The organism is Pseudomonas mucidolens, from assembly GCF_900106045.1.
GTDB classification, from domain to species: Bacteria; Pseudomonadota; Gammaproteobacteria; order Pseudomonadales; family Pseudomonadaceae; genus Aquipseudomonas; species Aquipseudomonas mucidolens.
Genome location: NZ_LT629802.1, coordinates 403686 through 427007, shown reverse-complemented (window position 1 = coordinate 427007; position 23322 = coordinate 403686). Strand labels below are relative to the sequence as shown.

The window sequence follows — 23322 nt, the reverse complement described above, 5'->3', positions numbered from 1 at the left end:
TCGTCTAGTCATTACAGCACTGCCACGTTCAAGCGTCACACGGCGCTTGCGCTCTTTTCAAGGACACACCATGACTGTTTCCTCCACCGCAGAACGCCCAAGCCTGCGCTCCCAGCGCCTGAACCAAATCACTCACCAGCCCCACACCAAGCTCGACGCACTGGTCAAGGCTCACGCGCCGTTTGAAACCCGCGCCAACTTTGCCCGCTTCGTGGTCGCGCAATACCTGTTCCAGTCGGAACTGGTGTCGCTGTACAACGACGCCGAACTGATCAAGATCGTTCCGGATCTGGCCCAGCGTTGCCGCGCCGACGCCGCCAAGCTGGACCTGGCCGACCTCGAGACCGAGGTTCCGGCACCGGTCGCCGGGGCCGTGAAAAACCCGAGCAAGGCCGAGGCCCTGGGCTGGCTGTTCGTCTCCGAAGGCTCCAAGTTGGGCGCGGCTTTCCTGATCAAACGTGCTGTCGGCCTGGGCCTGAGCGAGACCTTCGGGGCCCGTCACCTGGGTGAACCGGCTGGCGGTCGCGCCGAAGGCTGGAAGCGCTACACCCGCACCCTTGACGGCCTGGAGTTCAGCCCCGAAGAAGAAGCCGATGTGGAAAAAGGCGCGATTGAGGCGTTTGTGCGCTTCACCGTGCTGCTGGAACAGGCGTACGCTACGACCCCTGAACTGGCCTGAGCTTGACGTCATAAATTAACCCGTAGATGCCGTCTTGAACTTGGCCGGGCAAGCTCACATTGTGCTCCCGTAGCAGCTGGCTGCGTCAGCTGCTACGGGATGCTCAGGTCAACCTGGCGCTTGCTCGGCGAGATTCAAAACGCTATCTACCCAAGTTTGCTTCATCCTTTAATCACGCAAGCCCCTTTCATGACCGGCAAACCTCAATCCTCCTCCAAGATCGCCCGAATCCTGTTCGGCCTGCTGGCCTATGTCAGCCTGGGGATAGGTTTGATCGCCATTGTCGTGCCGGGCCTGCCCACCACCGAATTCATCCTGCTGGCCGCCTGGGCCGCCACCAAAAGCTCGCCACGCCTCAGCGCCTGGCTGGAAAACCATCGACTGTTCGGCCCCATCCTCTTCAACTGGCGCAACGGCAAGATCATCGCCCGCCGGGCCAAGATCAGCGCCACCGCGAGCATGCTGCTGTGCGCGGTGTTGATGCTGGTAATGCTGGATCACGGCTGGCCGATCTACCTGGCGATTGTCGGGATGAGCCTGGGCAATCTGTGGATCTGGTCACGGCCGGAACGCCAGGTGCAAACACCGCTGTAGCCCGCGACCACACATCACCTGCCACTCATGAGTTACCCGCCGATGCCGATGTTCGGGACATAACGCTGAATGGACTTGGCCTGTAGAGTTATCCCCCGACTCAGCTTGCCTACCACTCAGTCTAAACCTTGCCGGTAGCGCGTTTTAATGAGCAGGCCAGGCGCTGACAAAGGCTGTCAGGTCTTCTTTCGGCGCGGTGCGTGGCGGGTTTTGCGGAGCGCCCAGGTACAGGAAGCCGATCACTTCTTCGCCTGCTTTCAAGCCCAGGCCTTGAGCGACGTGGGGCGAATAGGACAGTTCCCCCGTGCGCCACACCGCACCGATCCCCTGGGCATACGCCGCCAGCAGAATAGCGTGCGCCGCACACGCCGCCGCCAGTCGTTGCTCGGATTTCGGCACCTTGAAATGCTCCTGCAGACGGGCAATCACCACCACCACCAACGGCGCGCGCAAGGGGCCGTTCTGCGCTTTGTCGATCATCGCTTGCGGCGTCTTGGGGTCCTGCAGGCGGGCCGCTTCGGCGAGCAGTGTGCCCATCTGTTCGCGGGCCGCGCCTTCCACGGTCAGGAAGCGCCAAGGTCGCAGTTGACCGTGGTCTGGCGCACGCATGGCGGCGGCAAACAGCACTTCGCGCTGTGCAACGGTCGGTGCCGGTTCCAGCAGTCGCGGTACGGATACACGGTTAAGCAAAGCGTCGAGAGCCTGCATTGGCCACCTCCAGAAAAATGTGCCGCCATTCTAACGGGAATGAAACGGATGCAAGCAAACGATAATTGCTCTTATTCAATTCGCCCTGCCCTGTTAGACTTTGCCCCCGAATTTCATCCACCCTTGCTCGTTTTCCAGGATTACCGATGCCCCGTTTGCTGCTTCGCGCGTCTGCAGTCTTGATGGCCGTGAGCCTGAGTGCCTGCGATGACGCTCCGCCTGCGGTTTTTACCCAGGCAGAGCCAGGTGAGGCGCGCTCGGGAGGCAGCGCGACGGTACGCAAGGCTGACCATAATGCTTTCTCGCTACCCTCGGCCAACCTGGCACCGACCCGACGCCTGGACTTCAGCGTGGGCAACAGTTTTTTCCGCAATCCCTGGGTGATTGCACCGGCCACCACCACCGCACGGGACGGCCTGGGGCCACTGTTCAACACCAATGCCTGCCAGAACTGCCATATCAAGGACGGCCGAGGTCATCCGCCCGCTCCCGACGCCAACAACGCCGTGTCGATGCTGGTGCGCCTGTCGATCCCCGACGCGCCGCCTTACGCCAAGCTCATCGAGCAGATTGGCGTCGTTCCCGAACCGGTCTATGGCGGACAGTTGCAGGACATGGCTGTGCCCGGCGTGGTCCCCGAAGGCAAGGTGCGCGTCGACTACACACCGGTAAACGTCAGGTTCAAGGACGGTAGCGTGGTTGAACTGCGCAAGCCGACGCTGCACATCACCCAGCTCGGCTACGGGCCCATGCACCCGGACACACGTTTTTCCGCGCGTGTAGCGCCGCCGATGATTGGTCTCGGTTTACTCGAAGCGATTGCCGATGCCGACATCCTGCAAAACGCCAGCAAGCAGCCGGATAAAAATGGTGTACTCGGACGTCCGAATTGGGTCTGGGACGACGCCCAGCAGAAAACCGTCCTCGGCCGTTTCGGCTGGAAAGCCGGGCAACCGAACCTAAATCAACAGAACGTTCACGCGTTTTCCGGCGATATGGGCCTGACCACCACGCTGCGACCTTTCGATGACTGCACCGACGCGCAAGTGGCCTGCAAGCAGGCGCCGAATGGCAATGGCGAGGATGGCGAGCAGGAAGTCAGTGAGAACATCCTGCGCCTGGTGCTGTTTTACAGCCGCAACCTCGCCGTGCCGGCCCGCCGCAATGTGAATGCGCAACAGGTGCTGGCCGGCAAGAGCTTGTTCTATCAGGCCGGCTGCCAGTCGTGTCACACCCCAAGCTTCACCACCTCGAGCACCGCCGCTGAACCTGAGCTGGCCAATCAAGTGATCCGCCCCTACAGCGACTTGCTGCTGCACGATATGGGCGAAGGCCTGGCCGACAACCGTACCGAATTCAAGGCCGGTGGCCGCGACTGGCGTACCCCGCCGCTGTGGGGCATCGGTTTGACGCAAAACGTCAGTGGACACACCCAGTTCCTGCATGACGGCCGCGCCCGCAACCTGCTCGAAGCCGTGCTGTGGCACGGCGGTGAAGCACAGGCGGCGCAGCAACAGGTGCTGTCTTTCAACGCCGAACAGCGCGCCGCGTTGCTCGCGTTCCTGAATTCTCTATAAGCTTTGCCCCAATTATTGAAGGGAGCTCGACATGTTCCGTCCCAAGTTGTTGTTCACCAGCCTGGCCGCGCTCGCCCTCGGCGCTTGCTCGCCTCAGGACCCGCAAGCCGTCACCTCGGCCGCCATCGCCAAACAAGTGATCCTGCCGACATACAGCCGCTGGGTCGAAGCTGACCGGCAATTGGCGGTCAGCGCCCTGGCCTACTGCCAGGGCAAGGAAACACTGGAGACCGCGCGTGCAGATTTCCTGCATGCACAAAAAGCCTGGGCCGAGTTGCAACCGCTGCTGATCGGTCCGCTGGCCGAAGGCAACCGTCCATGGCAGGTGCAGTTCTGGCCGGACAAGAAAAACCTGGTCGGGCGCCAGGTCGAGCAACTGGTCACCGCCCAGCCGCAGATCGATGCCGCCGCCCTGGCCAAAGCAAGCGTGGTCGTACAAGGCCTGTCGGCTTACGAGTACATCCTGTATGACGCCAAGCCCGCCCTCGCCGATGAGGCTCAGAAAGCCCGTTACTGCCCGTTGCTGATTGCCATTGGCGAACACCAGAAGCTGCTGGCAGAAGAAATCCTCGCAAACTGGAACAGCACCGACGGCATGCTGGCGCAGATGAGCAAGTTTCCTAATCAGCGCTACGCCGATTCCCACGAAGCCATCGCTGAACTGCTGCGTGTCCAGGTCACCGCCCTCGACACCTTGAAGAAAAAACTCGGCACGCCAATGGGTCGCCAGACCAAAGGCATCCCGCAGCCATTCCAGGCCGATGCGTGGCGCAGCCAGTCTTCCCTGCGCAGCCTGCACGCCAGCCTCGCGGCGGCCCAGACCGTGTGGGTCGGGGTCGACAACAAAGGCTTGCGCGGCCTGTTGCCGGCGGATCAAAAAACCCTGGCCGACAAGATCGATGCGGCCTACGCCAACTCGCTGAAGCTGTTAACCAGTAATCAGCGTTCCCTCGATGAGCTGCTGGCCGATGAAGCCGGGCGCCAGCAACTCGACGAGATCTACGCCAGCCTCAACGTCGTCCATCGCCTGCACGAAGGCGAACTGGCCAAGGCGCTCGGCATCCAACTCGGCTTTAATGCCAACGACGGTGACTGATGATGCTCAGGCGACAGGCTTTGGCCATCGGTAGTGTGCTGCTCAGTGCGATCACCCTGGGTGGCTGGACGCTGTTCAAAAACAAAGGCAACAGCCCGCTGTTGCTTTCGGCACGGGATGACGCCGACGGCAAGCATTACGCGGTTGGTTATCGCCTGGACGGCACCCTGGTGTTTGCAACCCAGGTCGGTCAGCGCTGCCACGACATCATCAACCACCCCACGTTGCCAATCGCCCTGTTCGTCGCCCGTCGCCCAGGCACCGAAAGCTATCTGCTGGACCTGCGTGACGGTGCGTTGCTGCAAACCGTTACCTCCCGGGCCAACCGGCATTTCTACGGCCACGCGGTGATCCACAAGAACGGCGACTGGCTGTACGCCACGGAAAACGACACCACCGACCCCGGTCGTGGCCTGCTCGGCGTGTATAAGTTCGAGGGTGAGCGCCTGGTACACAGCGGCGAGCTCTCGACCCATGGCATCGGCCCGCACCAAGTGTCGTGGATGCCTGATGGTGAAACCCTGATCGTGGCCAACGGCGGGATTCGCACCGAAGCCGAAAGCCGGGTCGAGATGAACCTGGAAGCCATGGAACCGAGCCTGGTATTGATGCAGCGCGACGGTACGCTGTTGAGCAAGGAAACCCTGAGCCAACAAATGAACAGCGTGCGTCACATGGGGATTGCCAGCGACGGCACCATCCTCACCGGGCAGCAGTTCATGGGGCCGTCACAGGAGCGTTCCGAACTGTTGGCAATCAAGCGTCCAGGCCAACCCTTCGTGGCGTTTCCAGTGGCTGACGAGCAGTTGCAAGCCATGGGGCACTACACCGCCAGCGTCGCTGTGCACAGCGAGCTGCGCCTGGTGGCGCTGACCGCGCCGCGGGGCAATCGGTTCTTTATCTGGGACATGGACAGCGGCGAGCTGCGCCTGGACGGACCGTTGCCGGACTGCGCCGGTGTCGGCGCGGTGGCGGATGGATTTGTCGTGAGCTCGGGCCAGGGCCGCTGCCGTTTCTATGATTGCCGGCAGAAACAATTGCTCGCTAAACCTCTGGAATTGCCCGCAGGGCTCTGGGACAACCATTTACACCTGATCTGACGGCGTGGGTCGGCTTGCCGGCCCTTGCCCGGCTTTCCCACTGTCAGGATTGGCAGTTGGAAACCTCCCGGTACTCGGAGTAATGTGCCGTTTTGTTTGTCTTCGTCTGTCCCAGATTTTCCAAGGAACCGGAATATGCTGCGTCGTCGCATGCTCATCATGTTGGCTGTTGTGCTGTCGATCATCCTGCTGCTGGGGGGCTACAAGGCCTTCTCTATCTACCAGCAGATCCAGGTCTTTTCAGCGCCCAAACCGCCGATCAGCGTGGCCGTCGCCACGGCGCTCGAACAGCCCTGGCAACAGCGCCTGCCGGCGGTGGGCACGCTCAAGGCGCTGCAAGGAGTCAGCCTGAGCCTGGAGATCGCCGGCACCGTCAAAGAGCTGCAGTTCGAGTCAGGACAGAAGGTCAAGGCCGGACAACCGCTGGTGCAACTCGACAGCGCGGTGGAAAGTGCCCTGCTGCAAACCGCCCAGGCCGACCTGGGATTGGCCCAACTCGATTATGGCCGCGGCAGCCAACTGGTGGGCAGCCGGGCCATCTCCAAAGGCGAGTTCGACCGCCTTTCGGCGCAGTTGCAAAAGAACCAGGCCACGGTCAATCAGCTCAAGGCATCCCTGGCCAAGAAACACATGGTTGCACCCTTCAGCGGCACCATCGGCATCCGCCAGGTGGACGTTGGCGATTACCTCGCCAGTGGCACGGTGATCGCCACGTTGCAGGACCTCAGTAGCCTCTACGTCGACTTCTACGTGCCAGAACAGGTGCTGCCTAAAGTCGCCGTTGGGCAAACCGTGCAGGTAGAAGTCTCGGCCTATCCCCAGCAGACCTTCCCCGGCACCATCAGCGCCATCAACCCCAAGGTCGAAGACAGCACCCGTAACGTGCTGGTACGTGCCACCCTGGCCAACCCCGATAGCCAATTGTTGCCGGGCATGTTCGCCAGCCTGCAAGTCCTGTTGCCCGACCCGGCACCCCAGGTCGTCATACCGGAAAGCGCAATTACCTACACCCTCTACGGTAACTCGGCCTACGTCGTCGCGCAGAAAAAGACGCAAGACGGCAATCTCGAAAAAGACCCCGACGGCCAGCCGATCTTGATTGCCGAACGACGCTTTATCGAGACCGGTGAACGTCGCGACGGGCTGGTGCTGGTGACCAAGGGCCTGAGCAGCGGCGAGCAAGTGGTCAGCGCCGGCCAGATCAAGCTGGACACAGGCGCCCATATCGCCATTACCCCGGACAAAAACCTGCCGGCCGCGCCTGGGCAGGCTCCGCGCACCGACGGTTCAAGGAACTGAGCCATGGCGTTCACCGACACGTTCATCCGCCGCCCGGTATTGGCCATGGTGGTCAGCCTGCTGATTGTGCTACTGGGTTTCCAGGCCTACAGCAAACTGCCGCTGCGCCAATACCCTTCCATGGAAAACGCCCTGATCACGGTCACTACCGCTTACCCCGGGGCCAATGCCGAAACCATCCAGGGCTACATCACACAGCCGTTGCAGCAAAGTCTGGCCAGCGCCGAAGGTATCGACTACATGACCTCGGTCAGTCGACAGAACTTTTCGGTGATTTCAATCTATGCCCGCATCGGCTCCAACAGCGATCGCCTGTTCACCGAACTGCTGGCCAAGGCCAATGAGGTCAAGAACAAGCTGCCACAAGATGCCGAAGACCCGGTACTGAGCAAAGAAGCCGCGGACGCCTCGGCGCTGATGTACATCAGCTTTTCCAGCCAGGAACTGAGCAACCCACAGATCACCGACTATCTGTCACGGGTCATCCAACCCAAACTGGCGACGCTACCCGGCATGGCCGAAGCCGAAATTCTCGGCAATCAGGTATTCGCCATGCGCCTGTGGCTGGACCCGGTAAAACTCGCAGGCTTCGGCCTGAGCGCCAGCGACGTCACCGATGCGGTGCGCCAGTACAACTACCTTTCCGCAGCTGGCGAGGTGAAAGGCGAGTACGTGGTCACCAGCGTTAACGCCAACACCGACCTCAAGACCGCCGAGGCCTTCGCCGCCATCACCGTGAAGACCGATGGCGACAGCCGGGTCCTGCTCGGCGATGTGGCCCGGGTCGAAATGGGCGCGGAAAATTACAACGCCATCAGTTCCTTTGGCGGCACGCCCTCGGTGTATATCGGCATCAAGGCTACACCCAGCGCCAACCCGCTGGACGTGATCAAGGAAGTGCGCAAGATCATGCCGGAGCTGGAGTCGCAGCTGCCGCCCAACCTCAAGGCGGAAATAGCCTACGACGCCACGCTGTTTATCCAGGCCTCGATCAACGAGGTAGTGAAAACCCTGTTTGAAGCGGTACTGATCGTGATCGTCGTGGTGTTCCTGTTCCTGGGGGCGCTGCGTTCGGTGGTGATCCCGGTGATCACCATCCCGCTGTCGATGATCGGCGTGCTGTTTTTCATGCAACTGATGGGCTATTCCATCAACCTGCTGACCTTGTTGGCAATGGTCCTGGCAATCGGCCTGGTGGTGGACGATGCGATTGTGGTGGTGGAGAACATCCACCGACATATCGAGGAAGGCAAGACACCTCTGGATGCCGCCCTGGAAGGCGCCCGGGAGATCGCCATGCCGGTGGTGTCGATGACCATCACCCTGGCGGCGGTCTACGCGCCCATCGGCTTCCTTGAAGGACTGACGGGCGCGCTGTTCAAGGAGTTCGCCCTGACCCTGGCCGGCGCGGTGGTGATTTCCGGCATCGTTGCGCTGACCCTGTCACCGATGATGTGCGCGCTGTTGCTGCGCCACGATGAGAACCCCACGGGCCTGGCCCATCGCCTGGACCGGATCTTCGAAGGCCTCAAGCGTCGCTACCAGACAATGTTGCACGGCACCCTGAGCACCCGGCCGGTGGTGATCGTGTTCGCGCTAATCGTACTTTGCCTGATTCCAGTGTTCCTCAAGTTCACCCAGTCACAACTGGCGCCGGACGAGGACCAGGGCATCATTTTCATGATGGCCAGCGCACCGCAGCCCACCAACCTGGACTACCTGAACAGTTACACCGACGAGTTCATCACGATCTTCAAGGACTTCCCGGAGTACTACTCTTCGTTCCAGATCAACGGTTTCAACGGCGTGCAGTCCGGCATCGGCGGGTTCCTGCTCAAACCCTGGAACGAGCGAAACCGGACTCAGATGGAGATCCTGCCCGAGGTCCAGAAACGCCTGGAGCAGATCCCGGGCCTGCAAGTGTTCGGCTTCAACCTGCCCTCCCTGCCCGGCACTGGCGAAGGCCTGCCCTTTGGTTTCGTGATCAACACGCCCAACGATTACGAGTCCCTGTTGCAAGTGGCCGACCGGGTGAAAAAGCGCGCCATGGAATCCGGCAAGTTTGCCTTTGTCGATATCGACCTGGCTTTCGACAAGCCGGAAGTGGTGGTCGACATCGACCGCGCCAAGGCAGCGCAGATGGGTGTGTCGATGCAGGACCTGGGCGGTACGCTGGCGACGCTGCTGGCGGAAGCCGAGATCAACCGTTTCACCATCGATGGCCGCAGCTACAAGGTGATCGCCCAGGTAGAACGCGCCTACCGCGACAACCCCGAGTGGCTGAACAATTACTACGTGAAAAACACCCAGGGCGAACTGTTGCCGCTGTCGACCTTGATCAGCATCACCGACCGCGCCCGCCCTCGACAACTGAACCAGTTCCAGCAACTCAACTCGGCGCTGATCTCCGGTTTCCCGATTGTCAGCATGGGCGAAGCCATCAATACCGTGCGCCAAATCGCGATTGAAGAAACCCCTGCCGGCTACGCATTCGACTACAGCGGTGCGTCACGCCAGTTTATCCAGGAAGGCAGTGCGCTGTGGGTCACGTTCGGGCTGGCGCTGGCGATTATTTTCCTGGTGCTGGCGGCGCAATTCGAGAGTTTCCGTGATCCCTTGGTGATTCTGGTGACCGTGCCGCTGTCGATCTGCGGGGCATTGATTCCGCTGTTCCTGGGTTGGTCGAGCTTGAACATCTACACCCAGGTGGGGCTGGTGACGTTGATCGGGTTGATCAGCAAGCATGGGATTCTGATCGTCGAATTTGCCAACCAGTTACGCAAGGACAAGGGCTTGACGCCGCGAGAAGCTGTGGAAGAGGCAGCGGCGATTCGTCTGCGCCCGGTGTTGATGACCACGGCGGCGATGGTGTTTGGCATGGTGCCATTGATCTTCGCCACGGGCGCTGGCGCGGTGAGTCGGTATGACATAGGGATGGTGATTGCCACCGGGATGTCGATTGGGACGCTGTTTACGTTGTTTGTGCTGCCTTGTGTTTATACGTTACTGGCGCGGGGAGAGCGGGAGTGATTTGAGGGCTGGTGGGTGTACATATCCGTTGCTGCGGTCATGGCTGATCTGGGCTTCGCGCTTACGGCGGGTCACTTTCGAAAAGCGCGAAAGTAACCAAAACGCTCTGCCCCAAGATCAAAAGCCAGAACAAAGCCGTCTTCCGTAGGCGCGAGCTTGCTCGCGAAAAACCTGAGGACGCCTCGGGGTGTCAGGCTTCCCGGGGCATCGTTAACGATTTTCGCGAGCGAGCTCGCTCCTACGATGTTCACAAAATAGATCATCCACTAAGATCAAACGCCAGAACAAAGCCATCTTCCGTAGGAGCAAGCTTGCTCGCGAAAAACCTGAGGACACCTCGGGGTGTCAGGCTTCCCGGGTCATCGTTAACGATTTTCGCGAGCGAGCTCGCTCCTACGATGTAAAATAGATCATCCACTAAGATCAAACGCCAAAACAAAGCCATCTTTCGTAGGAGCAAGCTTGCTCGCGAAAAACCTGAGGACGCCTCGGGGTGTCAGGCTTCCCGGGTCATCGTTAACGATTTTCGCGAGCGAGCTCGCTCCTACGATGTAAAATAGATCATCCACTAAGATCAAACGCCAAAACAAAGCCGTCTTCCGTAGGAGCGAGCTTGCTCGCGAAAAACCTGAGGACACCTCGGGGTGTCAGGCTTCCCGGGGCATCGTTAACGATTTTCGCGAGCGAGCTCGCGCCTACGATGTTCACAAAATAGATCATCCACTAAGATCAAACGCCAGAACAAAGCCGTCTTCCGTAGGCGCGAGCTTACTCGCGAAAAACCTGAGGACACCTCGGGGTGTCAGGCTTCCCGGGGCATCGTTAACGATTTTCGCGAGCGAGCTCGCTCCTACAATGTTCACAAAAATAGATCATCCACTAAGATCAAACGCCAGAACAAAGCCATCTTCCGTAGGAGCAAGCTTGCTCGCGAAAAACCTGAGGACACCTCGGGGTGTCAGGCTTCCCGGGTCATCGTTAACGATTTTCGCGAGCGAGCTCGCTCCTACGATGTTCACAAAATAGATCATCCACTAAGATCAAACGCCAGAACAAAGCCATCTTCCGTAGGAGCAAGCTTGCTCGCGAAAAACCTGAGGACACCTCGGGGTGTCAGGCTTCCCGGGTCATCGTTAACGATTTTCGCGAGCGAGCTCGCTCCTACGATGTTCACAAAATAGATCATCCACTAAGATCAAACGCCAGAACAAAGCCGTCTTCCGTAGGAGCGAGCTTGCTCGCGAAAAACCTGAGGACGCCTCGGGGTGTCAGGCTTCCCGGGTCATCGTTAACGATTTTCGCGAGCGAGCTCGCGCCTACAAAGCTCAAAGTCCAAGATCCAAGGTTCACAAAAAACAGGTCGGCTGTCCGGCCGCCTCGCTCTGCTTTTGATTTTGATTCTCGGCGCCCCGAATCAATGTCGGACTGTGTGCAAGCCGAGCCTAGGCGAGGCACCAAGTGGTGCGGCACGAACCCTTTGATTACTTTGGGCTCGTGATGAACCAAAAAAAAGGCCTCGCAACAACACGAGGCCTTCTAATCGATCATAAAACTATTCAACTCGCTGGCCTCATCCCTTGGGACATTCCAAACATAAACAACAAAAGTTGATGATCAGGCTGGGTCACACCCGTCACCTTCGCGATCCGTGGCAACGGACATTGCCCGCTACCCTGTACCGCACTGAGAACTTCTGTACGTGGCTGCTCCCAGGCAGCCACAGCCAAGGACGCAACGCCTAAGGCCGCCAACAGAAACAAACCTCGTGCTATTTCTAGCTTCATCAGCTTAAACCTTTGATAGCGCTGCCAAACGCCGTCTCGTAAAAGTAGCTGAGTTTTTGCCAGTCGGAAGCATTCCACGACGAATGGCGCCGCAGTTGCAGCATGTCATGGGAAGCAGCCTGACGAGCGGTCAGGCGTAGGCGGCATTTCTCGAAGTCCAGCAGAGCCACTTCAACAGTGACCGCATCGCCCTCGCCGCTGACCCTGACGAAAATGTGCTTGATGTAGAGGCAACCGTGCTGCCAGCGACCTTTGTGCATACGCGCCAGGGTTTGCGCCAACTCTTGAAGCAGACGCTCATGCACCTCTTCGCCGTATTGCTCACGGCCGCCCGCGGCGTACCAGTTTTCGATTTCATCGAAGCCGTCCAGCGACGCGGTCACCAGCAAGGCTTTCCACTGATGCTCAGGGTCGCGGCGGGCTTCGCAGAACACCAGTTCCGGCACACGCACATTCAATTGGTGCAGGCTCATCAGCGCATCACGCTCACGCAGTACGGTAGGACGACCAAAAGGGTGCAGCCAACTGCGGTAGATGTGGCCGGTCTGGCGTTTGCAATAGAGCAAGCATCCATTGGCACCGATCACGCGCTGCACGCCACTTTCACCGCCTCGGCGACGATTGGGTTCCTCGACCCACTCGCCCTTCTGGCGCCAGAAATAATCAAATCGCTCCTCGGGAGCTACCTCACTACCTACCACGCACTCAACTGCCATCCTCTTACCTCTTACGCAATACATACACTCGCCACATGGCGTACAGCGGTATGAAATCCAGGTATTCCTGAACACGGAAACCGGCCTGCTCAAATTCTGCCTCGACAGTAGCGGCCGGTAACACAAACCGATTTTGGTAACCTTCTTGCTTGCCCTTGGTGCGACGTCTTACTTCGGAACGCTTGCGTTTCCAGGCCTTGAAATTGCCATCCACCCACAACGAAATGATCACGCTATCGCGCGTAACCCGCTGAAACTCACGCAATATCGCCAGCCTGTGCGCAGGATCACCGATATGGTGCATAAGGCGCATGCAGAAGATGCTGTCGACAGCATTATCTGGCAAATCGATATCAAAGGCCGACGTCTGCAAAGGTCGTACCCGTTTCACCACTTCGGCCGGCTGAGCCACCGTGGCAACCTTGAGCATCGACTCGGAATTGTCGGCACCGATAATCACGCGGTTGGGTTTCTCTGCCAGCAACGGCCAGAAACGCCCCGCACCACAAGGTAGATCCAGCACCAGACCGGGCTCGCCGGCCATGGCCAGCGCACCTCGGGCCAATTGTTCATCACGTTTGTGGGACAACCGACGCGCCAGATTGTCCTGATGCTTGAGCAAATAACTCTGCGCATGCTCGTCGTCGTACTTTTCGGAAAATTCGAGCTTGATCGGGGTAGCCATCAACGGTCTCCTATTACTGATGCCTACAACCGTAAACAGCTACGTGTCATCCTCAGGTCAATCAATTGTGAAAAAAACATCCCGTCCAAACATAAAGCATTACAAAGCTTTACAGCTAACAGGCATAGCATGGGGCCATCTTCGGCGAACGTGCTGAGATCCACCGCCGCGCCCCACGGCAGGAAAAACCTCAGGACTTGACCTGGCTCAACTCCACATGGAACCGGCAGCCATGGGGTTCCATCGGAGTGAGACTGACCACCCAACCCTGGTTCTCGCAGATTCGTTGCACCAGTGACAACCCCAGGCCTAGGCCGTCGCCACGTTTTTCGTTACCGCGCACGAAAGGTTCGAACATGGCTTCGCGCTTGTCTTCAGGAATCCCCACGCCTGTGTCTTCCACCACAAAACCGCTGGGTTCCAGAGTCAGGCGGATAAATCCTTGTTCGGTGTAATGCAAAGCGTTGCGCAGCAGATTGCCCATTACCGCATGCACAAAGGTGGCGTTATAGCGGGTATCCAATGGATTGCCCGGCCGGTAGAACAGCTCGATACCTTTGCGCTCGATCGGATCACGCCAGATACCCAGCAAGTCCTCAGCCACTTGTGCCAGGTCGACTTGCGGCGACATCGTGGTGTCGTCGTGTTGCGCGCGAGCCAGCATCAGGAACGTTTGCACCAGTTCGCGCATTTCTTCGCAGGCCCGGGCGATACGCTCGACTTGCTTGCGCCCGCGGGAGTCGATGGCCGGATTTTCCAGCAGCAATTCGCAGGAGCTGGCCAGCACCATCAATGGCGTGCGCAGTTCATGGCTTACATCGCTGGTGAACAAACGTTCGCGGTTGAGGGCCTGGCGCAGACGGCCCAAGGTCGCGTCGAACGCCACCGCCAACTCGCCGACCTCGTCGGCCGCGTAGTCGGGGGCCAACGGTGGGGCCAGGCCGAGCAATTGATCGCGATGACGAACCTGGCGGGCCAGGCGTACCACCGGCGCCATCACTTTGCGGGCCAGGACCCAGCCGAGGAACACCGCCAGCGCCAGACTCAGGACAAAACCCACCAGCACCACCGCAAACAGTACCCGTTCACGCTCTTCGAAATCGCTCTGGTCTTGCAGCAGGACATACCGTCGACCGTCCACAATCTCGACTATCGCGTGGTAAGAAAGCTGCTCGCGAAAGACTTCGTGAAAGCCCGAATCCAAGTGCCGCAAATCCTTGGGCAACTCAAAATCCCCGTGCCCGCCACTGAAGTAGAACAATTGGTCGGGCTCGGGCCGGTGGCGCCAATCCTCGACGCTGTCCATCAACAGCAATCGTTGCAGGTCGCCGCCCAGGCCGGCCGAGATAAGTTTCTCTTCCACCAGATGCACAGTGGCGACGATACCCATGGCAAACGCCCCCGCCACCAGCGCGCTCATCAGCGCAAAGGCGATGATGATCCGCTGGGCAAGGCTTTGCTTAAACTCCATCTCGACCCTCGGCCAAGCGATATCCCACGCCATGCACCGTCTGCAACAGCGGCTTGGCAAAGGGCTTGTCGATCACCTGGCGCAATTGGTGAACGTGGCTGCGCAGACTGTCGCTGTCCGGACAGTCATCACCCCACAACGCTTCTTCGAGAATCTCGCGACGCAGCACATGCGGACTTTTCTGCATCAGCACCGCCAGCAGCTTCAGGCCCACCGGGTTGAGTTTGAGCAGGCGCCCTTCGCGGGTCACTTCCAGGGTGTCTAGGTCGTAAGTCAGGTCGCCGACTTGCAGCGCGCGACGACCGCCGCCCTGCGCACGGCGCATCACCGCCTCGATGCGTGCGGCCAGCTCCGACAGCGCGAACGGTTTGAGCAGATAGTCGTCGGCGCCGGATTTGAAGCCTTGCAGGCGGTCGTCCAATTGATCACGCGCCGTCAGCATGATGACCGGCGTATCCCGCCGCGCATCTTCGCGCAGGCGTTTGCACAGGGTGTAGCCATCGATGCCCGGCAGCATGATGTCGAGAACGATCAAGTCGTAATGTTCGGTGGCCGCCAGATGCAGCCCTGACAAACCGTCCTGCGCACAATCGACGGTATACCCCTTCATCCCCAGGTAATCGGCCAGGTTGGCCAGAATATCGCGGTTGTCTTCAACCAGTAGAATTCGCATGGGCATTGTCTCCGTACGCGGTAACGGCCGTGTTGGCTCGCGCAGCTTAAGGCCAAGTGGGGTTTGCGGCTAGGGCTGGCGCAAGACTCTATGCACTTTTTCAACCGATTGCCGTGACTCACAAGTTTTTCACTATCAGTTAACGCAACCTGCACGTTGCAGGTGTCAGGCTTGTGTACCGCTGTGTCGATAACAACGGCCACCGAATTACCAATGCCGGACATAAAAAAGCCCCGCCTGATCGCTCAGGCGGGGCTTTTTCAGTACGGGGGTAAGGCTGGCTTACATCATGCCGCCCATGCCACCCATGCCGCCCATGTCTGGCATACCGCCGCCAGCCGAGCCTTCTTTCTTCGGTGCTTCGGCAATGGCAGCCTCGGTGGTCAGGATCAGACCGCCGATGGAAGATGCCGCTTGCAGAGCCGAACGAGTCACCTTGGTTGGGTCCAGGATGCCCATTTCGATCATGTCGCCGTACACGCCAGTCGCAGCGTTGTAACCGTAGTTACCTTTGCCGTTCTTGACTTCGTTGACCACAACGCTTGGCTCGTCGCCGCTGTTGGCGGAGATTTGACGCAGTGGCGCTTCAACGGCACGACGCAGAACCGCGATACCCACGTCCTGGTCAGCGTTTTCGCCTTTCAGGTCGACAATGGCTTCCAGGGCACGAATCAGCGCCACGCCACCGCCAGGTACCACGCCTTCTTCGACGGCTGCGCGGGTTGCGTGCAGGGCGTCTTCAACGCGGGCTTTCTTCTCTTTCATTTCAACTTCGGAACCAGCGCCAACCTTGATCACCGCTACGCCGCCCGACAGCTTGGCCAGACGCTCTTGCAGTTTTTCACGGTCGTAGTCCGAGGAAGTTTCGGCAACCTGGGCACGGATCTGAGCGATACGGCTTTCGATGTCGCCTTGTACGCCAGCACCGTCAACGATGATGGTGTTTTCCTTGGAGATGGTCACGCGCTTGGCGCTACCCAGGTTTTCCAGGGTAGCGCTTTCCAGGCTCAGACCGATCTCTTCGGAAATCACGGTACCGCCGGTCAGGACAGCGATGTCCTGCAGCATGGCCTTGCGACGGTCGCCGAAGCCCGGAGCCTTGACGGCTGCGACCTTAACGATGCCGCGCATGTTGTTCACGACCAGAGTCGCCAGGGCTTCGCCTTCAACGTCTTCGGACACGATCAGCAGTGGGCGACCGGCCTTGGCCACGGCTTCCAGTACTGGCAGCATCTCGCGGATGTTCGAGATCTTTTTGTCGACCAGCAGGATCAGCGGGCTGTCGAGTTCGGCAACCATGGTTTCCGGCTTGTTGACGAAGTACGGGGACAGGTAGCCACGGTCGAACTGCATGCCTTCTACAACCGACAGTTCGTTTTCCAGGCCCGAGCCTTCTTCAACGGTGATCACGCCTTCTTTACCGACCTTTTCCATGGCTTCGGCAATGATGTCGCCGATGGAGCTGTCGGAGTTGGCGGAGATGGTGCCGACCTGAGCGATGGCCTTGGTGTCGGCGCATGGCTTGGACAGGTTCTTCAGCTCTTTGACGATGGCGATGGTCGCCTTGTCGATACCGCGCTTGATGTCCATCGGGTTCATACCGGCAGCGACGGCTTTCAGGCCTTCGTTGACGATCGACTGAGCCAGGACGGTCGCGGTGGTGGTGCCGTCGCCTGCGTCATCGTTGGCACGGGAGGCAACGTCTTTGACCAGCTGCGCGCCCATGTTCTCGAAACGGTCGTCGAGTTCGATTTCTTTAGCGACGGAAACGCCGTCCTTGGTGATGGTCGGAGCGCCGAAGCTCTTCTCGATCACTACGTTACGGCCTTTCGGGCCCAGGGTCGCTTTTACTGCATCAGCCAGAATGTTGACACCGGTGAGCATTTTCTTGCGGGCGGAATCGCCGAATTTAACTTCTTTAGCAGCCATGATCGATATTCCTTAAATACTTTGTAGTAACGGGAAAATGAGCGGGGAATCAGCCTTCCAGAACAGCGAGAATTTCGTTCTCGCTCATTACCAGCAGGTCTTCGCCGTCGACTTTCACAGTGTTGCTGCCGGAGTAAGGGCCAAATACAACCTTGTCACCCACTTTCACGGCCAGCGCACGTACTTCGCCGTTGTCCAGCACTTTACCGGTACCGACAGCGATCACTTCGCCGTGGTTGGCTTTTTCAGCAGCCGAACCTGGCAGAACGATACCGCCGGCGGTTTTCTTTTCTTCTTCGCTGCGACGGATGACGACGCGGTCATGTAGAGGACGAAGCTTCATTGTCGATCTCTCCTAATTGTGTTGTTCATCGGCCGGTATCAATTCCGGCAGGTTAAGTTCCGGCAGTGCCGGTCGCGGTTTGCCAAGCAAAACGCGGAAGTCTGTCTGGTGTCGCCACCAGAAACCTTGCGGTGACCGTTACATAAGGGCGAATAAGCTTATTACAAGGGCGCCGGATGAAAATTTTTGTGTCTGGCACCCCACGCAAAAACAACACGGCGCCTGCAGGAGGCGCCGTGTTGGTCGAGCGATTATTTGGAGTCGCGGTGTTCGAACTCGCCTTCGATCACGTCCCCCTCGCGTTCAAGCGGTTGACGAGGCGCCGGGCCGCCGCGGGGTTGCAAATCATCGGCAAACGCCCGCTGGCGGATCGCCGCTTCTTCGGCCCGTTGACGCATCTTGCCGGCCAGAAAGCGGCGGGTAACAGGCAACAGCAGAATCAGGCCGAGCACATCGCTGACGAAACCCGGCAGGATCAACAGACCGCCACCCAAGGCCATCATCAGGCCTTCGAGCATGGTCTGGGCAGGCAACTCGCCACGGTTCAAGCTTTCACGGGCGCGCAGTGCGGTGGCCAGGCCGGCGATACGCAATACGAACACGCCGAGCATCGAGCCCAGAATAACCAGCAGCAGCGCCGGGAAAAACCCGATAGCCCCGCTGACCTTGACGAATACGAACAGCTCCAACACTGGGAACAGCAGAAAGAGCAATAAAAAAGGGCGCATCAAATGGTTCCTCAACGCAAGAATGCCTTGCTACTAGACCTTAGATGACGTCGCCCTTGCATTAATTCAAGCTTAAACCGTGGCTTTTTTCGGCCATGTCTCGGCGTGAGCCAGGAAAACCAAGGCTTCTCGCACTTGTGTCGGCGTATTGCAAGTGTCGGCAAAAGGTAGCCAGTGCAGGCCTTGGCCAATGCGCAGGTGCATGCCTTCGCTGTCGATACCGACCAGCCGGGCTGGCTCGAACGTCGGTAAACCGGCCAACGCGACGTAGTGGGCGATGGCCTTGGCGTGATCGCTGTTCATGTGTTCAATCATGCTCGACTCGGCTTTACCGGCGAACGGATTGGCCAGGGTCAATTGATCGAGCCAGTGGATCGCGCCGAAGCCGCCGATATAGCGGTGACGGACTGGCTTGAGGAGCCAGAAGTCGAAATCGTGGGCCTTGTGGTAATTCGCCGACTCCGGGAAATAGCGGTAGTACCGTTCTGCAGCAGCGGCGATGGCAGCCTCACCCTCAAGTTTCTCGGCTTCGGCGAGGTAGGTCAGGCGCCCCACGGCCTGCACATCCTCGGCTTCGCGCTCACCGATCAGCAATGAGCATTTGGGGTCCTTTTGCAAGTTGTGGGTGTGCTGGGCAATCCGGCTGATCAGGATCAATGGCCGCCCTTCTTCGTCCAGGCAGTACGGCACTACCGAGCCAAAGGGAAAGCCGGGCATGGCCTTGGACAGCGTGGAGAGCGCTCCACGATACTCCTTGAGCAGTAGTTCTCGGGCATTCTTGGCAACGTGCGCGCTCAACTTATGACTCCTTCGATAAATTCCGTCAAAAAAACAGGCTTGGGCAACCGCTTAACGTTGCTCACGGGACATGCGAATGCATCTCAACGACAAAGTAATCATTATCACCGGCGGTTGCCAGGGTTTGGGCCGTTCCATGGCCGAGTATTTTGCCGGCAAAGACGCACACCTGCCGCTGATCGACCTCAATCAGGAAAGGCTCGATGCGGCCGTCGCGGCGCCACGGCACGCGCCTACGTGTGCAACGTGACCCGCGCCAGGGAGCTGGCAGGCTACGGTATCCGCGTGGCGGGCATAGCACCGGGTTTTATCGAGACCGAAATGACCTTGGGCATGAAGCCCGACGCATTGGAAAAGATGACCTCGGGAATTCCCCTCAAGCGCAGGGGGCGGCCGGAAGAGATCGCCCATTCGGCGGTGTATAGCTTCGAGAACGACTATTACACCGGGCGGATTCTGGAATTGAATGGAGGGTTACGCTCGTAACCCCGCCCGTGACCTCGCGCGCAAGCTGATTACCAGGCCACACCAAAACCTGCGGTGTAGCGGGTCTTGCTCAAATCGCTGTCCGAGCCGCCACTGACAATATCGCGCTCGGCCTTGAGGTTGAGCGAGGCCCACTCGGTGACTTTATAGCGCAAGCCCATTTCCGCATCGAGGGAGTAGTGAGCGGGGCCGTCCAGGGGTTTGCCCAATTCGCCATTGGTGAAGAACTCCACCGTCTTGCCGATCAGGTAACGGTTGTAATCCCACTTCATCGCCAGGGAATAGAAGTTGTCCTTGCCGCCATCCTGGTATTCATAGTCGGTGCGATTGAGCAGCGATCCGAGGGAGAAGGCCCCCAGTTCGTCATCCCAGAATTGATAACCCGGACCGGTACCGACCGTGCGCTGGCGACTCAGGTCCTCGACCTTGTCGCGCTTGTAGGTCAAACGACCCTGCCAGAACCATTGATCGGTGATAAAGCGGTCCAGGGCGTACTCGGCGCTCCAGTTATCGGTGGTGACCACGTCATTCTGGAACACACGGTTGTATTCGCCTTCAGCGGTATGCCGCCATTTGCCGTGACGCGCCGACGTCTTGAAGTCCACGTCGTAGTCGTCGGTGTCTTTTTCCGCACGCTTGTAGTCCAGCGCCACATCGACATTGCCCTTCCACACCAGGTCTTCGATCACCGGTTTGGGCTTGATAATCTGCTGGATGCTCGCCAACTCCACCGTTTTTGGGACCTCACCATTGGCCAGGATCACCTTGCCATCCTCGGCCGCCTGCAGCGACTTGGCTTTCTCACCGATGTAGGCGTCTTGCTTGACCAACAATTCCTGGTCGCTTTCAAGAGTTTTTACCTGTTCCCAGTCCACCGGGATGGCGCCGGCGTATTCGGTCTGGATCAGGAGTTTGCCGCCGTCGAAAACCTTGATCTTGCCGGTCAGGCGATCTCCGTTTTTCAACCAGACGGTATCAGCCAGCAAGGGTGTAGAAGCAGCGAATACAGCGACGCAAAGCAGGGTTCTGGACAACATAAGCGAATCAGGGGCTCAAGTTTAGCGGAAAAAAGGGGCATTATCGGGGCAGTTGCCGTCTTAGCAAGGACTGACTCAAGGATTTGTATTGAGTTCAATTCTCAACACCACTTTACAGACGTTTCGTACAATGAGACGACGCCTTTCAACTGGATCAACCTACAGTGAACGAACCTGCCGAAACCCCGCAAACCCCCGCCGAGATGCGTCGAACCGCGCTGTACTTGACCCTGGCCCAAGTGCCCGAGGGATGTGTGGTGAGTTATGGCGAACTGGCCCACCTGGCGGGACTTGGCCGGGCCGCCCGCTGGGTCGGGCGCACCCTCAGCCAGCTTCCCGACGGCTCGAAACTGCCCTGGCACCGGGTGGTGGCCGCCGGCGGTCGGATAAGTCTGCCAGTGGGCAGCCCGTCGGGCGATGAGCAACGTGCACGTTTACGCAGCGAAGGTGTGCGTATCCTGAACAATCGCGTTGATATTCAGCGCCATGGCTGGCGCCCGGTAGAGCACAGCGGTTAGAGTGCGCGCTTTGTTTCCGTAATCTGAGGCAGACTTCAGCCCATGCCCCGTAAAACCTGGCGCGCCGCGCTCGCTGCCTATGCCAGCCCCTCGACATTAGTGCTGCTTCTGCTCGGCTTTGCTGCCGGTCTGCCTTACATGTTGGTGTTCTCGACACTGTCGGTGTGGTTGCGCGAAGCCGGTGTGGCCCGCGAAACCATCGGCTATGCCAGCCTGATCGGCCTGGCGTATGCGTTCAAATGGGTCTGGTCACCGCTGCTTGACCAATGGCGCCTGCCGCTGCTCGGCAAGCTAGGGCGTCGCCGTTCCTGGCTGGTATTGTCCCAAGTGCTGGTGATTCTCGGATTGATCGGCATGGGCTTTTGCGACCCGCAAAAACACTTGTCCTGGTTGATTGCCATTGCCGTCGTCGTCGCCTTCGCCTCCGCCACCCAGGACATCGCGGTCGACGCCTATCGCCTGGAAATCGCCGACGACAGCCGCCAGGCTGCCCTCGCGGCCAGCTATATGTCCGGCTACCGCATCGCCGCCCTGCTGGCCACCGCCGGAGCACTGTTCTTCGCCGAAGGTTTCGGCTCCACCGGCTTCAACTATAAACACTCGGCATGGACCGGCACCTACGTGCTGTTCGGCGTCTTGATGATCCCGGCCCTGCTGACCAGCTTGTTCATGCGTGAGCCCGATGTGCCACTGCGCACCCAGTTGCAGGCGGGGCGCTACAGCTTCGCGCACCAACTGATGTCAGTGTTCGTGCTGATCATCTTGCTGGTATCGGTGCCCGCGATGTTCACCCAGCTGTACAACACCGACTTCGCCAGCGTGCTGTTCGAGGGTGTCAGCCTTCTCGACCTGCTGCTGGAGGATCGCGCATTCCTGCGGGCCATCCTCTATATCACGCTGACCGCGCTGTGCCTCTCGGCCATGGGTCGCCGCGGGCTTGCTCCGGTGCTGACACCGGTCAATGATTTTATTCTGCGCTACCGCTGGCAAGCGCTGTTGCTGCTGGGTCTGATTGCAACCTATCGCATGTCGGACACGGTAATGGGCGTGATGGCCAATGTGTTCTACATCGACCAGGGTTTTACCAAGGACCAGATCGCCAGCGTCAGCAAGATTTTCGGCCTGATCATGACGCTGGTCGGTGCCGGCATGGGCGGGCTGTTGATCGTGCGTTTCGGCATCCTACCCATCCTCTTTATCGGCGGCATCACCTCGGCCGGCACCAACCTGCTGTTCCTGATGCTCGCCGGCATGGGCGCCGACCTGCAGATGCTGATCTTCACCATTTCCCTGGACAACTTCAGCTCCGGCCTGGCGACTTCGGCCTTTGTCGCCTACCTGTCGAGCCTGACCAACCTGAAGTTCTCCGCCACCCAATACGCTTTGCTCAGCTCGATCATGTTGCTGTTGCCGCGTCTGATCGGGGGTTACTCAGGTGTGATGGTGGAGAAGTTCGGCTATCACAATTTTTTCCTGATCACGGCGTTGCTGGGCGTGCCGACCTTGCTGCTGATTGCCCTGCATTGGTATCAGGAAAGCCGGCGGCTGCGGCTGAATCCGCCCGCCTCGGACTGAAACCTATCCTGTGGGAGAAATAGGTATGTCTTGGTTGGGTTGGGTACATATCCATTGCTGCGGTAACGGCGGCTATTGGTTTCGCTTTTACAGCGAGTCACTTTTGAAAAGCCGGAATGCCGGCCCAGCCCAAAGTAACCAAAGGGCTCTTGCCCCACCACTCGGTGCCTCGCCTAGGCTCGGCATGCCCGTAGTCCGACATTGATTCGGGGGGCCGCCGCGACGGGCCATCCATGGCCCAACGCGGCTATCCCGGCATCCATGCCGGGATGCCATCGGACTCCGGCCAGCGTGGTTTAACGGGGCGCCAAGATCAAAATCAAAAACAGAGCGAGGCGGCCTAGTAGCCGACCTGATCTTTTGCGAACGTGCCTCCTCTCTGTAGGAGCGAGCTTGCTCGCGAAGATCGTTAACGATGACGCGGAAAATCTGACACCCCGAGGCGATCTCAATTTTTTCGCGAGCAAGCTCGCTCCTACAGAAAGCGGCTCTGATT

At 59.1% G+C, this 23322-nt stretch carries 20 protein-coding genes and 1 pseudogene; 10 read left to right on the top strand and 11 right to left on the bottom strand.

Annotation, left to right across the window (positions count from 1 at the left end; all coding sequences use genetic code 11):
- The first annotated feature begins 70 nt into the window (after positions 1 to 70).
- On the top strand, positions 71 to 679 hold the full coding sequence (locus BLU75_RS02110; protein WP_084380486.1) for a biliverdin-producing heme oxygenase: 609 nt from the start codon (positions 71 to 73) through the stop codon (positions 677 to 679).
- Positions 680 to 868: 189 nt separating this feature from the next.
- Entirely contained in the window at positions 869 to 1273 is a 405-nt protein-coding gene (locus BLU75_RS02105; protein ID WP_084380488.1) for a YbaN family protein, read from the top strand.
- Between the two features lie 144 nt (positions 1274 to 1417).
- Here the strand turns inward: BLU75_RS02105 and BLU75_RS02100 are convergent, their stop codons facing one another.
- Complete coding sequence (locus tag BLU75_RS02100) at positions 1418 to 1981, bottom strand: nitroreductase family protein (protein WP_084380490.1); 564 nt, start codon at positions 1979 to 1981, stop codon at positions 1418 to 1420.
- 146 nt (positions 1982 to 2127) lie between these two features.
- On the opposite strand from BLU75_RS02100, the gene BLU75_RS02095 reads away from it, so the two are divergent.
- From BLU75_RS02095 to BLU75_RS02075, 5 genes are all read left to right on the top strand, one after another.
- On the top strand, positions 2128 to 3558 hold the full coding sequence (locus BLU75_RS02095) for a di-heme oxidoreductase family protein (RefSeq protein ID WP_084380492.1): 1431 nt from the start codon (positions 2128 to 2130) through the stop codon (positions 3556 to 3558).
- A gap of 31 nt (positions 3559 to 3589) precedes the next feature.
- Positions 3590 to 4654, top strand: a complete 1065-nt coding sequence (locus BLU75_RS02090; RefSeq protein WP_084380494.1) for an imelysin family protein — start codon at positions 3590 to 3592, stop codon at positions 4652 to 4654.
- A 2-nt stretch (positions 4655 to 4656) separates the two neighbouring features.
- Positions 4657 to 5754 (top strand): DUF1513 domain-containing protein, encoded by a 1098-nt coding sequence (locus BLU75_RS02085; RefSeq protein WP_084380496.1) that lies wholly within the window; start codon positions 4657 to 4659, stop codon positions 5752 to 5754.
- Between the two features lie 135 nt (positions 5755 to 5889).
- Entirely contained in the window at positions 5890 to 7053 is a 1164-nt protein-coding gene (locus tag BLU75_RS02080; RefSeq protein ID WP_084380498.1) for an efflux RND transporter periplasmic adaptor subunit, read from the top strand.
- Between the two features lie 3 nt (positions 7054 to 7056).
- The gene (locus BLU75_RS02075) at positions 7057 to 10083 is read left to right on the top strand and encodes a multidrug efflux RND transporter permease subunit (protein ID WP_084380500.1); all 3027 of its coding nucleotides are present in this window, start codon (positions 7057 to 7059) and stop codon (positions 10081 to 10083) included.
- A gap of 1556 nt (positions 10084 to 11639) precedes the next feature.
- Here BLU75_RS02075 and BLU75_RS02060 read toward each other — a convergent pair.
- The 9 genes from BLU75_RS02060 to BLU75_RS02020 form a co-directional block, all read right to left on the bottom strand.
- Positions 11640 to 11867 (bottom strand): hypothetical protein, encoded by a 228-nt coding sequence (locus BLU75_RS02060; protein WP_084381866.1) that lies wholly within the window; start codon positions 11865 to 11867, stop codon positions 11640 to 11642.
- Positions 11867 to 12583 (bottom strand): lipopolysaccharide kinase InaA family protein, encoded by a 717-nt coding sequence (locus BLU75_RS02055; protein ID WP_084381865.1) that lies wholly within the window; start codon positions 12581 to 12583, stop codon positions 11867 to 11869. Before BLU75_RS02055 ends, BLU75_RS02060 begins: the two co-directional genes overlap by 1 nt.
- A 4-nt stretch (positions 12584 to 12587) precedes the next feature.
- A complete protein-coding gene (locus BLU75_RS02050) occupies positions 12588 to 13268 on the bottom strand; it encodes a class I SAM-dependent methyltransferase (RefSeq protein ID WP_084381864.1) in 681 nt (226 codons plus the stop codon).
- 190 nt (positions 13269 to 13458) lie between these two features.
- A complete protein-coding gene (locus BLU75_RS02045; RefSeq protein ID WP_084381863.1) occupies positions 13459 to 14739 on the bottom strand; it encodes a sensor histidine kinase in 1281 nt (426 codons plus the stop codon).
- Positions 14729 to 15412, bottom strand: a complete 684-nt coding sequence (gene colR, locus BLU75_RS02040) for a two-component system response regulator ColR (RefSeq protein ID WP_084381862.1) — start codon at positions 15410 to 15412, stop codon at positions 14729 to 14731. Before colR ends, BLU75_RS02045 begins: the two co-directional genes overlap by 11 nt.
- A gap of 282 nt (positions 15413 to 15694) precedes the next feature.
- On the bottom strand, positions 15695 to 17341 hold the full coding sequence (groL, locus tag BLU75_RS02035; protein WP_084381861.1) for a chaperonin GroEL: 1647 nt from the start codon (positions 17339 to 17341) through the stop codon (positions 15695 to 15697).
- 49 nt (positions 17342 to 17390) lie between these two features.
- Positions 17391 to 17684, bottom strand: coding sequence for a co-chaperone GroES (locus tag BLU75_RS02030; RefSeq protein ID WP_084381860.1), 294 nt, complete (start codon positions 17682 to 17684; stop codon positions 17391 to 17393).
- 251 nt (positions 17685 to 17935) lie between these two features.
- Positions 17936 to 18412, bottom strand: a complete 477-nt coding sequence (locus tag BLU75_RS02025) for an FxsA family protein (RefSeq protein ID WP_084381859.1) — start codon at positions 18410 to 18412, stop codon at positions 17936 to 17938.
- A gap of 72 nt (positions 18413 to 18484) precedes the next feature.
- Entirely contained in the window at positions 18485 to 19210 is a 726-nt protein-coding gene (locus BLU75_RS02020; RefSeq protein ID WP_084381858.1) for a HugZ family pyridoxamine 5'-phosphate oxidase, read from the bottom strand.
- A gap of 76 nt (positions 19211 to 19286) precedes the next feature.
- Between BLU75_RS02020 and BLU75_RS02015 the strand changes: the two are divergent.
- A pseudogene (locus BLU75_RS02015) lies at positions 19287 to 19696 on the top strand (SDR family oxidoreductase).
- 29 nt (positions 19697 to 19725) lie between these two features.
- Here the strand turns inward: BLU75_RS02015 and BLU75_RS02010 are convergent.
- On the bottom strand, positions 19726 to 20733 hold the full coding sequence (locus tag BLU75_RS02010; RefSeq protein WP_084381857.1) for a DUF481 domain-containing protein: 1008 nt from the start codon (positions 20731 to 20733) through the stop codon (positions 19726 to 19728).
- Between the two features lie 203 nt (positions 20734 to 20936).
- On the opposite strand from BLU75_RS02010, the gene BLU75_RS02005 reads away from it, so the two are divergent.
- Together BLU75_RS02005 and BLU75_RS02000 are read left to right on the top strand one after the other, a co-directional pair.
- Positions 20937 to 21251, top strand: a complete 315-nt coding sequence (locus tag BLU75_RS02005) for an MGMT family protein (protein WP_373863678.1) — start codon at positions 20937 to 20939, stop codon at positions 21249 to 21251.
- Between the two features lie 42 nt (positions 21252 to 21293).
- Positions 21294 to 22826 carry an AmpG family muropeptide MFS transporter gene (locus BLU75_RS02000; RefSeq protein WP_084381855.1) on the top strand — a complete coding sequence of 511 codons (1533 nt, stop codon included), beginning with the start codon at positions 21294 to 21296 and terminating at the stop codon, positions 22824 to 22826.
- The last annotated feature ends 496 nt before the right edge of the window (positions 22827 to 23322 follow it).

What these genes read in the sequence shown, in the direction of transcription:
- colR (WP_084381862.1), bottom strand. Translation starts at nt 15,412, where the DNA reads ATGCGAATTCTACTGGTTGAAGACAACCGCGATATTCTGGCCAACCTG.
- BLU75_RS02055 (WP_084381865.1), bottom strand. Translation starts at nt 12,583, where the DNA reads ATGGCAGTTGAGTGCGTGGTAGGTAGTGAGGTAGCTCCCGAGGAGCGA.
- BLU75_RS02090 (WP_084380494.1), top strand. Translation starts at nt 3,590, where the DNA reads ATGTTCCGTCCCAAGTTGTTGTTCACCAGCCTGGCCGCGCTCGCCCTC.
- BLU75_RS02095 (WP_084380492.1), top strand. Translation starts at nt 2,128, where the DNA reads ATGCCCCGTTTGCTGCTTCGCGCGTCTGCAGTCTTGATGGCCGTGAGC.
- BLU75_RS02075 (WP_084380500.1), top strand. Translation starts at nt 7,057, where the DNA reads ATGGCGTTCACCGACACGTTCATCCGCCGCCCGGTATTGGCCATGGTG.
- BLU75_RS02000 (WP_084381855.1), top strand. Translation starts at nt 21,294, where the DNA reads ATGCCCCGTAAAACCTGGCGCGCCGCGCTCGCTGCCTATGCCAGCCCC.
- BLU75_RS02060 (WP_084381866.1), bottom strand. Translation starts at nt 11,867, where the DNA reads ATGAAGCTAGAAATAGCACGAGGTTTGTTTCTGTTGGCGGCCTTAGGC.
- BLU75_RS02105 (WP_084380488.1), top strand. Translation starts at nt 869, where the DNA reads ATGACCGGCAAACCTCAATCCTCCTCCAAGATCGCCCGAATCCTGTTC.
- BLU75_RS02045 (WP_084381863.1), bottom strand. Translation starts at nt 14,739, where the DNA reads ATGGAGTTTAAGCAAAGCCTTGCCCAGCGGATCATCATCGCCTTTGCG.
- groL (WP_084381861.1), bottom strand. Translation starts at nt 17,341, where the DNA reads ATGGCTGCTAAAGAAGTTAAATTCGGCGATTCCGCCCGCAAGAAAATG.
- BLU75_RS02050 (WP_084381864.1), bottom strand. Translation starts at nt 13,268, where the DNA reads ATGGCTACCCCGATCAAGCTCGAATTTTCCGAAAAGTACGACGACGAG.
- BLU75_RS02025 (WP_084381859.1), bottom strand. Translation starts at nt 18,412, where the DNA reads ATGCGCCCTTTTTTATTGCTCTTTCTGCTGTTCCCAGTGTTGGAGCTG.
- BLU75_RS02005 (WP_373863678.1), top strand. Translation starts at nt 20,937, where the DNA reads ATGCGTCGAACCGCGCTGTACTTGACCCTGGCCCAAGTGCCCGAGGGA.
- BLU75_RS02110 (WP_084380486.1), top strand. Translation starts at nt 71, where the DNA reads ATGACTGTTTCCTCCACCGCAGAACGCCCAAGCCTGCGCTCCCAGCGC.
- BLU75_RS02030 (WP_084381860.1), bottom strand. Translation starts at nt 17,684, where the DNA reads ATGAAGCTTCGTCCTCTACATGACCGCGTCGTCATCCGTCGCAGCGAA.
- BLU75_RS02100 (WP_084380490.1), bottom strand. Translation starts at nt 1,981, where the DNA reads ATGCAGGCTCTCGACGCTTTGCTTAACCGTGTATCCGTACCGCGACTG.
- BLU75_RS02085 (WP_084380496.1), top strand. Translation starts at nt 4,657, where the DNA reads ATGCTCAGGCGACAGGCTTTGGCCATCGGTAGTGTGCTGCTCAGTGCG.
- BLU75_RS02010 (WP_084381857.1), bottom strand. Translation starts at nt 20,733, where the DNA reads ATGTTGTCCAGAACCCTGCTTTGCGTCGCTGTATTCGCTGCTTCTACA.
- BLU75_RS02080 (WP_084380498.1), top strand. Translation starts at nt 5,890, where the DNA reads ATGCTGCGTCGTCGCATGCTCATCATGTTGGCTGTTGTGCTGTCGATC.